We start from the raw sequence: 10676 nt of genomic DNA, 5'->3' as shown, positions 1-10676 counted from the left end.
TTGGAAGAGAATAAGTCTGATAATGTAGGCATAGCGCTTGTATTTGGTTTATTTGTTTTTTGTGGTGATTAACATATTACCAGATATCAAGCGCTTACTCGTTAAACTTGTGGGGATTCCTCAGACTTTAGTCCGTCAACTGTTTAGCGGGCGATTAGCCTAATGGGACGCAAAACATTTGTTGTGAGTATTATTTTATCGGTTGGCCTTTAGCATTTATGTTGAGACGGTTAAATTTCATTTAACTTGATGGACTGAAGTCCAACCTACACATGGCCTACAGCTGATAACTTGTGTTTCCTGATAATCTCACGTTGACAGTTTCTTTGTAGGTCGGACTTTAGTCCGTCAACTTTTTAGCGGGCGATTAACCTAATAGGGCGCAAAATATTTGTTGCGAGTATTATTTTGTCGGTTGGGCTTTAGTAATTATGTTGAACCGGTTAAATTTCATTTAACTTGATGGACTGAAGTCCAACCTACACGGGGCCTACAGCTGATAACTTGTGTTGGCTGATAATCTCACGTTGACAGTTTCTTTGTAGGTCGGACTTTAGTCCGTCAACTTTTTAGCGGGCGATTAACCTAATAGGGCGCAAAATATTTGTTGCAAAAACTTTTTTGTCGGTTGGCCTTTAGTATTTATGTTGAACCGGTTAAATTTCATTTAACTTGATGGACTGAAGTCCAACCTAAACGGGGCCTACAGCTGATAACTTGTGTTGGCTGATAATCTCACGTTGACAGTTTTTTGTAGGTCGGACTTTAGTCCGTCAACTGTTTAGCGGACGATTAACCTAATGGGGCGCAAAATACTTGTTGCGAGTATTATTTTGTTGATCTGTATTTGTACCGAAAATGGTTAAATTTCATTTAACTTGATGGGCTGAAACCCAACCTACATTAAGTTTGTATTGGCCCATGTAAAGGCAACAGAGGGCCTGCGGGTAATTATGTTGCCTTGGTTATTTTTACAGTCAGTATTAATACCTATGCAGCTAACATAGGTATTGAATAATTAACCTTATAAATATTGCTTTATCACCCGCTAAGTCGCCAACTGTAAATCGCGTAATTTGGCAATTTTATCTCGTACTGACGCGGCTAATTCAAACTCTAAGTTTTGCGCATGATTAAACATGGTTGTTTCTAATTCTTTTACTTTGGCATCAATTTGTTTAGTTGTGTAGGTTTCATATTCTGAAGCCGGCTCGGCCGCTTTTAGTGCTGCTGCTGCCCGGGTTTTACCACCATCAAGGTCCATTACATCAGAAATATGACGTCTGACACCACGTGGGGTAATGTTGTTATCAAGATTGTATTGATGCTGTTTAACGCGACGCCGGTCGGTTTCATCAATCGCTTTGCGCATTGAGCCGGTGATGCGCCCAGCATAGAGAATCGCGCGGCCATTAATATTACGTGCCGCTCGCCCAATGGTTTGAATAAGTGAACGTTCTGAGCGCAAAAAGCCTTCTTTATCAGCATCAAGAATGGCCACTAGGGAAACTTCTGGCATATCTAAACCTTCACGCAGTAAGTTGATACCGACTAGCACATCAAATTTTCCTAAACGAAAATCTCGGATAATTTCTACCCGTTCAACGGTATCAACATCGGAATGTAAGTAACGAGCTTTAACTTGGTGTTCGTCTAAATAATCGGTTAAGTCTTCCGCCATACGTTTGGTTAATGTCGTTGCTAAAACTCTTTCATCAATCTTCACTCGTTTGCGAATTTCAGACAGCAGATCATCAACTTGTGTGTCAACTGGGCGAACTTCTATGATTGGGTCAAGCAGTCCAGTTGGTCGCACAACCTGTTCAGCAATTTCACCTGCTGACTTTTCAAGTTCATAGTTGCTTGGCGTTGCAGAAACATAAATGGTTTGCGGCGACAATGCTTCAAATTCTTCAAACTTCATTGGACGATTATCAAGCGCGGAAGGTAGTCTAAAGCCATATTCTACCAGGTTTTCTTTGCGTGAACGGTCACCTTTGTACATAGCGCCTATTTGCGGCACGGTAACGTGTGACTCGTCAATGATCAGCAAGCCATCGCTGGGCAAGTAATCAAATAATGTTGGTGGTGCCTCTCCCGGGCCACGACCCGATAAATAGCGCGAATAGTTTTCTATGCCTGAGCAGTAACCCAGCTCGGTCATCATCTCAATATCAAATTGAGTACGTTGTACTATGCGCTGTTCTTCAATCAGTTTGTTGTTTTCTTTAAGTTGAGTCGCTCTATCTTTTAATTCAATTTTTATTTTTTCAACCGCGGCTACTATTTTTTCACGTGGTGTTGCGTAATGAGTTTTAGGATAAATAGTGACGCGAGCAACCGTGCGATCAACAGCGCCGGTTAGTGGGTCAAATATGCTGATACGCTCAATTTCTTCATCAAATAACTCAATGCGCAAGGCCATGCGGTCTGATTCAGCCGGGAAAATATCAATAACATCACCACGCACACGATAAGTTGCGCGCTGAAATGCCATGTCATTACGTGCATATTGTAATTCAGCTAAGCGCCTTAAAATGTCACGCTGATTAATAATGTCGCCAACACTGATATGCAACATCATTTTCAAATAGGACTCGGGATCACCCAGACCATAAATTGCTGAAACAGAGGCGATAATAATGACGTCTTTTCGCTCTAATAGTGATTTGGTTGCTGATAAGCGCATTTGCTCAATATGTTCATTGATCGAGGCGTCTTTTTCGATAAAAGTATCGGTTGTTGGCACATAGGCTTCTGGTTGATAGTAGTCATAATAAGAAACAAAGTACTCTACGGCGTTATCAGGAAAGAAATCTTTCATTTCACCATATAATTGGGCTGCCAAGGTTTTATTTGGCGCTAACATCATGGTGGGCCGATTGAGCTTTTCAATAACATTGGCGATGGTATAGGTTTTACCTGAGCCGGTTACCCCTAATAATGTTTGATGTGCTAAACCTGAGTCAATACCATCGAGCAATTTTGCGATTGCCGTAGGTTGATCGCCACTAGGCGTATAATCTGAATGTATTTTCAACGCTTTCATTAAGTAATAACCTCTACCGTGACACGATCTTTTTCACATTGCTTGTTAAACAAACCATAAGAAATAGCCGCCATCACCACATTTCCAAGTAAAGCTCCTATAAAAAAGCCTTCTATACCAAACCATAAACTACCAATATAAGCTAACGGCACATAACAAATAAATAAACGAATAACACTTAACACCAGCGCAACTATAGGCCTGTGCAGTGCGTTAAATGATGAGTTTGTTAATATAATAACGCCTTGAAAGCCATAGCCTAACGGTAAAATCCAAATAAAAAGTTTAATAATATCGGCAACCGCTTGCTCTTTAGAAAACACGTCGGCAATAAACGGCGCAGCTAACACGAGTACAACATAAACAAGCACCTGAAAGCCTAAAACAAATTTAATTGAGGTTTTGTAGCCGTCTTCAACACGCTTCATGTTACCAGCACCAAGGTTTTGACTGATAAAGGGGGGTAAGGTCATCGACAGCGCTAACACCAACAAACAGGCAATAGATTCAATTCTTGATCCCACCCCAAAAGCAGCTACGGCTGATGCGCCATAATTGGCTACGATAGCGGTTAATACTGCGGAGGCAGCCGGTGTTAACATATTTGCGCCCGCAGCAGGCAAGCCAATATGCAAAATACCACGTGCCGAATAAATAAAGTCCTTAATAGTCATTAAGTGGCTGTGAATTAAACCGCGTTTAATCGCTAAAATATATAAAACATAGCCTAAACCAAATAGCCAAGATATTAAGGTAGCAATGGCAGCACCTTCAATACCCATAGCAGGTACGGGACCAAAACCAAAAATAAAAATAGGATCTAATACGGCATTTATTAAGCCGGCGCTACCCATAATTATACTAGGTGTTTTAGTATCGCCATTAGCACGCAAAATAGCGTTACCTATCATCGGACCGATTAAACAAATGCAACCTAAAAACCAGAGATCCATATATTGATGAATTAAAGGCAGCAGTGCTTCGCTAGCCCCTAAAAGTAAAAAAGTTTGGTCAATCAGCAAATAACCGATAACCGCAAGCATACCGACAATAATGGCTGACAAATATAATGCGCTGGTTGCTAGGTTTTTTGCCGACACTTTGTCACCTTTACCTAGCGCTTTTGCAATAACGGCTGACGTACCTATGCCTAAGCCTATAGTTAGACTGATCACGGTAAAGGTAATAGGAAAAGTAAAACTAATCGCAGCTAAGGGCTCTGTGCCCAATAACCCAACAAAAAAAGTGTCAACTAAATTAAAGGTCATCAATAAAATCAGGCCATAAATCATCGGCACAGTCATTGTTTTTAACGTTGGACCTACGGGATCTTCAAGTAAATTTATTTGGTGAATATTTTTAGTCTTAATCATTAATTTTTGAACGTAAGTGATAAGTCGAATACACCTGCTATTGTAAAAGATCGTGATCGGTCTCGCTACGTATATATTTTATTTCAGATAATAATGTAACAACTTGAAGAAAAAATAATATACCTGAAATAAAATAGACTATGCCGCTCTGTGCAGAAAACACCAAAAATGTATAAAACATCACTCTTGCACAAAAAACACACGAGCATGGACAAAAACACGACGATATCAGGATAACCACTTGTTATTAAATAACATTTAAACTTAGCTATATAAAACTATACTTGACTACAAGCCCCATTCTACCGTTTACCTTACGTAAACGTACACTTTAACTCACATAGTTATCCACAGATAAAGTGGATAACTCTGTTTTTAGTTGTCATTTTCAGTGCTGAGTGTTTATTCATCATAAAATGAAGGAATGTTATCAACAATGCCTGCAATTTGAGCAAACGAGCAATAAAATGATTTTTTTATAACTTTTGTGTTGACAGTATGACATGCGGCCTTTAGTATTCGGCCCCGTTAGCCACTAGCGGCTTTCAAAACAATTCCTCAATAGCTCAGTTGGTAGAGCAACGGACTGTTAATCCGTTTGTCCTTGGTTCAAGTCCAAGTTGAGGAGCCAAATTATTAAATAATGGCTATCAAGTAAATTGTTAGCGGTTGTAGTTAAAAATAGTAGAATAAAGAACAATTCCTCAATAGCTCAGTTGGTAGAGCAACGGACTGTTAATCCGTTTGTCCCTGGTTCAAGTCCAGGTTGAGGAGCCAAATGATTAAATAATGGCTGTCAATTTTATTGCTAGCGGTTATATTACAAAGAACAATTCCTCAATAGCTCAGTTGGTAGAGCAACGGACTGTTAATCCGTTTGTCCTTGGTTCAAGTCCAAGTTGAGGAGCCACATTAAGAAGCCTGCTTTTAAAGCAGGTTTTTTTTCGCCTTGAATTTGATGGACGAGCAATAGCTCAGTTGGTAAAGCAACGGACTGTGCTCTTGATAATAAACAAGCGTTTGTCCCTGGTGCAAGTCCAAGTTGAGGAGCCACATTAAGAAGCCTGCTTTTAAAGCAGGTTTTTTTTCGCCTTGAATTTGATGGACGAGCAATAGCGCAATAGCTCAGCTGGTAAAGCAACGGACTGTGCTCTTGATAATAAACAAGCGTTTGGCAATTTTTTGTAGGTCGGACTTTAGTCCGTCAACCGTTAAACGTGCAATTAACCCGATGAGAAAAATATGAATAGTCTTATTAACGCCATCTTATACCAATCCCATTAAGTTATTGCTCACTTGTACTGGTTAAAATAGCTCAAGGCTGTGTTGCTCTCAATCCCAATAGCCAGCTACTGCTCAATCGAGCGCCTTACCTTGAATTATTTTTCCTGCGCACAACAAGATCACAAACTTAATGGAACTGGTATAACTTATTTCATCATGGCATCGCGAGCGACTTTAAATTCACTACCTTCACGCCAATTTGGCCAGTCTTTTGTGTTACTTAACATATAGCCTGTTTCAAAGAAAACTTGCAGCTCTGCGATCATGCCCTGCCAGCCCCAATTTTCATTGTATTCGTCACAGGTTTGGTGATAACACTTAGCCACTAAAGCAGACACTTGTTCACCAATGGCTTTTTGCTCGGCGTTAAGCCAAGTAGAGCCACCACCAGCACTTAATGCCGGTACGCCTTTCTTTGCTAAGCTAAAGTGGTCTGAACGATAATAGTAGCCACGTTCAGGAGTTTGCTCTGGTGTTAAGGTTCTGTCTTGGCGTTTAGCGGCTTTTGCTAAATAATCTTCAAGTGCCGACTTACCAAAACCCACTACGGTTAAGTCTGTTTTTAAGCCTGAAATGTCTAAACTGTCCATGTTGATCAAACCGACCACTTTATTTAATGGCATGGTTGGGTGATTTGCAAAATAACGTGAGCCTAAACGCCCTTGCTCTTCCGCTGTTGCCGCCATAAAAGTGACCGAACGCTCAGGGACTTTGTCTAACATTTTATAGGCTTTAGCAATATGCATTAAACCCGCTGTACCTGTCGCGTTGTCATGTGCGCCATTAAAGAAAAGAGTTTTACCGTCAATAATGGTAGAGCCTAGGTGATCCCAATGTCCCATATAAATAACATGTTCATCAGGGCTCGTGCGACCTGGAATTGTAGCGATGACATTATTAGATACTGAAGCTGTAATAGTATTTTTAACTTTGATGTTAGCGCTTAGTTTAAGTGGCACAGCTTGAAATTCATTCGACAGAGCTTTGGCTTTTAAGGTATTAAAATCTAAACCAGCTTTCGCCATTAACTCGTTTGCTTTGTCTGTGCTGATCCACATTTCAACATCAACAACGGCTTCATTCACTTCTTTGGCCGGTAGATGGTATTGCGCGCCAGTCCAGCTGCTTTCGATAACATTCCAACCGTAACTAGCCGGTTTGGTTTCATGCACTATAATAGCGCCAGCAGCTCCTTGACGGGCTGCTTCTTCATATTTATAAGTCCAGCGCCCGTAATAGGTCATAGTATTGCCATCAAATAATGCGGGGTCTTGTGTGGCATAACCTGGATCGTTAACTAAAACGACAACAGTCTTTCCTTTCACATCAATATTTTTATAATCATTCCATTGATACTCTGGTGCGTTAATACCGTAACCAACGAAAACTAACTCAGAGTTTTCAAGGCTAATTTGTTCACGTGTTTGACGTGAACTAGCAACATAATTTTTAGGGAAATCAAAAGCTATATCGGCAATGGTTAAAGTGCCAACAGGCTCACTCACTATACTATTCATCGGTACAGCTTGAAGATAACTGTCGCCATTACCAGGCGCTAAACCTAGTTTTTCGAATCTTGAAATCAACATGTTGGTGGTTAATATTTCACCTTCAGTTGATGGTTCACGGCCAGCGAATTTATCTGACGATAATGTTTTAACATCAGCCTTTATCGCGTCAATATCAAACGACTGATAAGCTTCATCAAAATTATCATGAGCACAAGCGCTCATTGACAGTAATAAGGCGCCAGCACCTACAAGTATTTGCTGACGTTTTTCACGAATATAACTCAACTTAATTCTCCTAAAGTTTATTCACCACAGTTTAAAAGTCATAAAATTAATGGTGAATTTAAATTTTGTATTAGACTAACGGTATTCCTTACAAAACGCTAGAAACACCCAATAAATACAATGTGCTTGTTGCATTAGTCATTAAAAATCAAGCTACGTATTTCAGTTACTCAGCCATTATATCAAGCGAGTTAACTCGCTAATTAAATGTAGGAAAGGTAATTTTATTTAGCGGATATTCTGGTTGTGGCTATTTACCAGCCCAAAGTATTAACGTGCCGTAAATGCTGCTTAAACGCAGCTATTTTAAACACTGTTATAGAAAGGTTAAGTTGATCTGTTATTAGGTTTATAAAGACAGTGGCGAGGAACAATAAATTTGCGTAGTAATACCAATCCCATTAAGTTATTGCTCACTTGTACTAGTTAACACAGCCTTGAATTATTTTTCCTGCGCACAACAAGATCACAAACTTAATGGAACGGGTATAATACCAAGTTGATTAATAGGGAAATTAACGAATAGCCCAAAACTTAATCTCTTGCTCGGTCAAAAATTTTTCCGCCTGCGGTCCTTGCATTAAGGCTAATGTCGCTAATATTCCGGCTTGAATACATTGCGGCGCAACTACCGTAATAGAGCGCGGCGCTTGCACAACTGGCCAACCGGTTTTAGCATTTAAAATATGGCTATAACGTACGTTATCTTTGAATAAAAAGCGCTTTGCGTCACCGCTAGTGGCTAATGCCCCTTTTAACAAACTCACCACCATAGGCTTGCGTTCAATAAAACCTGGGTGCTCAATACCTACTTGCCATGGCACATTGGTTTTACGTGGTTTATTAGCGGCTAAATCTCCACCTAAGTTTACTAGTAGCGGCAATTGAGTAAATTCGTTGGCAATGATCATCGCTCTATCTACTGCGTATTCTTTACCAATACCGCCAAAGTCTAATGCCATATTGTCTGGCATGATTATTTGCTGTTCATCAAAAGCAATTTTATGCCAGCCGATGTTTTCTAAGCTTTTTTGTACCTCGGTATCATGAGGAATATTATCGCTACCATCAAATTGCCAAACTTGCCGTAATACCCCTGATGTGATGTCAAAGACACCATTGCTAAGTTGGTAACAGGTCTCAGCAAAGTTTAATAACAAATAGGTTTCTTGATCGATAGCTAACGCCTGACCGCCGCTATTATTTATAGCGGAACAAACACTGCTGGCTTGATAGCGCGAATATTTATCTTCAATACGCCAGACTTCATCAGCAACAAGCTTACCTAAAGTCAATGCAAGCTTGTTATTCTTGCTCACCACTAGTACTTCACAAGGGCTGGCCATGGCATGAAAACTAAGGCAATGACCGTCATCCGTTGCTGTTATTTCAACCTGTCTAACCGGCTTTTTCTTCAAGTGTTCTCCGTTTATTTGGCTATTTATATTCGGCCATGGCGTTGATTGCCTGCTTAGCGGTTGACGGACTGAAGTCCGAGCTAAAAAAATTGCTAAACGCTATATTAAAATGAATAGCTAACTTGGGCGATAATCGCATCTACACTTTCATATAAGTCAACTTCAGCTAGCGCACCCGGTGCTTGATGTCCTGAGTTTTTAGGGTCTTGTCGATAATACTCTAACCTAAAAGACAAATCATTACCGTCGCTAAGCTTCATACCGTACTTAAGTCCTAAGGTGTATGCCGTCATTTCTCCAATCCGATAATCGGCACTAGCAAACTTTGGGATTGAATTCGATTGAGCTAAGAAGGGTTGATAAAACTCCGCAGCACTTTGTTGATAAAGTCGAAAGTGAGGCTCGATATAGCTATTACGCGACAAGGGTATTCTTAACCTTGAATCAATAGTGTGAGAGTCTATTGCCCAGTCGTCCCACATATAACGATAAGAGATATCAATGACGTTTTGTTCAAAGTGGTATTTAGTTTGTGCAAATACACTTTGCTTTACACGACTGTCCGGCCGGTTTTCATAAAGGTAATCTTGCGCAATACCTTTGCTATTCACCAAACTTAACATTTTAAAAGGGTCGTTTAAATAACCATCAACTTTTGAGTAAGAGTAGTTAAACTGCGTGATCATGCGACGATTGATCACTTGTGTAAAACTCAGCATGATATCTGCAGTAGTTTTGTCGTCACTATCTGTTCTGCGCGTAGCATTAAAAGCGGCTTTACCTGCGCTATTTACTGTCTGATCTTCACCATCTTCATCGTCATATTCGTCATATTCGTCATATTCGTTATCATAAGCTAATGGCATTGATGCAAAGGCTAATGGAATACCACCTTCAGGCTCAAATCTGTCTTGAAAATAACTTAAACCTACTGAAAATGTTGAGTTTTTATTATTAAAGTCATACGCAAGGTTGCCATTAACGCCCAGTGATAGGTAATCATACTCTTTTGAAATATGAACACCTGCACTGCCAGTATAGTCCTCTGCTAACGGCTGAGTCCACTGGGCATTTAGCTGTACACGGGTATCTTTAAATGTGTCGTCTAATGGGGTTTCATTCGCTTGCGTTTGATAACTTCCTTTGCCTGAAGGTCGGGTAAATGTTTGCACATTCGGCTGTGCCGCTGCGCCGGTAGCCGAGGCACCGGTGAGTGAATCTATAGTTAATTTTAAATTCAACACTTCTTCATTTTCAAAAGTTTTTTGAGCGTTTATAACGGCTTCAGCAGCTGAAACACGATCGCTTTCACTATAATATAAAAATGCACTCTCAAAATCCCAAGAAGATTCTTGCTGTGCTTTTGCAGCCGTAGTCGAGTCGTCTGCTGCATTGGCGATCACAGGTAATGTGCCTAACAATGCTGAGGTGGCAATCGTCAATGCTGCCTTGATGTTTATGGGGGCCTTTTTATGATTTAATTGCATCCGCAGCCTCCACCACCGAAGCCTTTACCACCACTTGACGCTTCTTTGCTGAAATAGATATGATCATCAAGTGCAGAATCTATAGCTGAAGAGGTTAATGCCATCTCCTCCTTCGCTAATAAATCACGTTCCCATGGCTGTACGCCTAATGATGAACAGCCACTTACTAAGATGACAGCAGCTGATAATAGCGAAAGTCTCGCTATTTTCAGAGCTAAATTTGCCTTAAAGTCATTTTTTTTGAACTCAAATATTTTCATACATACACT

At 40.3% G+C, this 10676-nt stretch carries 6 protein-coding genes and 3 tRNA genes; 3 read left to right on the top strand and 6 right to left on the bottom strand.

Annotated elements, in window-relative coordinates; translation table 11 throughout:
- Positions 1-1048 precede the first annotated feature (1048 nt).
- Both uvrB and ESZ39_RS04580 read right to left on the bottom strand, forming a co-directional pair.
- Positions 1049-3049 carry an excinuclease ABC subunit UvrB gene (gene uvrB / locus ESZ39_RS04585; protein ID WP_146878607.1) on the bottom strand — a complete coding sequence of 667 codons (2001 nt, stop codon included), beginning with the start codon at positions 3047-3049 and terminating at the stop codon, positions 1049-1051.
- Positions 3049-4422 (bottom strand): MATE family efflux transporter, encoded by a 1374-nt coding sequence (locus ESZ39_RS04580; protein ID WP_146878606.1) that lies wholly within the window; start codon positions 4420-4422, stop codon positions 3049-3051. Before ESZ39_RS04580 ends, uvrB begins: the two co-directional genes overlap by 1 nt.
- 555 nt (positions 4423-4977) lie before the next feature.
- On the opposite strand from ESZ39_RS04580, the gene ESZ39_RS04575 reads away from it, so the two are divergent.
- From ESZ39_RS04575 to ESZ39_RS04565, 3 genes are all read left to right on the top strand, one after another.
- Positions 4978-5053, top strand: a tRNA-Asn gene (locus tag ESZ39_RS04575).
- Positions 5054-5123: 70 nt separating this feature from the next.
- A tRNA-Asn gene (locus ESZ39_RS04570) sits at positions 5124-5199 on the top strand.
- Between the two features lie 57 nt (positions 5200-5256).
- Positions 5257-5332: transfer RNA gene (locus ESZ39_RS04565), tRNA-Asn, on the top strand.
- Between the two features lie 520 nt (positions 5333-5852).
- Here ESZ39_RS04565 and ESZ39_RS04560 read toward each other — a convergent pair.
- From ESZ39_RS04560 to ESZ39_RS04545, 4 genes are all read right to left on the bottom strand, one after another.
- Positions 5853-7502: a M28 family metallopeptidase gene (locus ESZ39_RS04560; protein WP_223270235.1), complete on the bottom strand. Its 1650-nt coding sequence runs from the start codon at positions 7500-7502 to the stop codon at positions 5853-5855.
- Positions 7503-8017: 515 nt separating this feature from the next.
- Positions 8018-8920 carry an FAD:protein FMN transferase gene (locus ESZ39_RS04555; RefSeq protein WP_223270234.1) on the bottom strand — a complete coding sequence of 301 codons (903 nt, stop codon included), beginning with the start codon at positions 8918-8920 and terminating at the stop codon, positions 8018-8020.
- Positions 8921-9024: 104 nt separating this feature from the next.
- Positions 9025-10407: a DUF3570 domain-containing protein gene (locus ESZ39_RS04550; protein WP_146878605.1), complete on the bottom strand. Its 1383-nt coding sequence runs from the start codon at positions 10405-10407 to the stop codon at positions 9025-9027.
- Positions 10398-10667, bottom strand: coding sequence for a DUF4266 domain-containing protein (locus ESZ39_RS04545; RefSeq protein ID WP_146878604.1), 270 nt, complete (start codon positions 10665-10667; stop codon positions 10398-10400). Before ESZ39_RS04545 ends, ESZ39_RS04550 begins: the two co-directional genes overlap by 10 nt.
- Positions 10668-10676 lie beyond the last annotated feature (9 nt).

Source organism: Colwellia sp. C1TZA3 (assembly GCF_007954265.1).
In the GTDB taxonomy this organism is placed as follows: Bacteria; Pseudomonadota; Gammaproteobacteria; order Enterobacterales; family Alteromonadaceae; genus Cognaticolwellia.
Note: the sequence above shows the minus strand (reverse complement) of the source record. Positions and strands in the feature narration are given on the sequence as shown.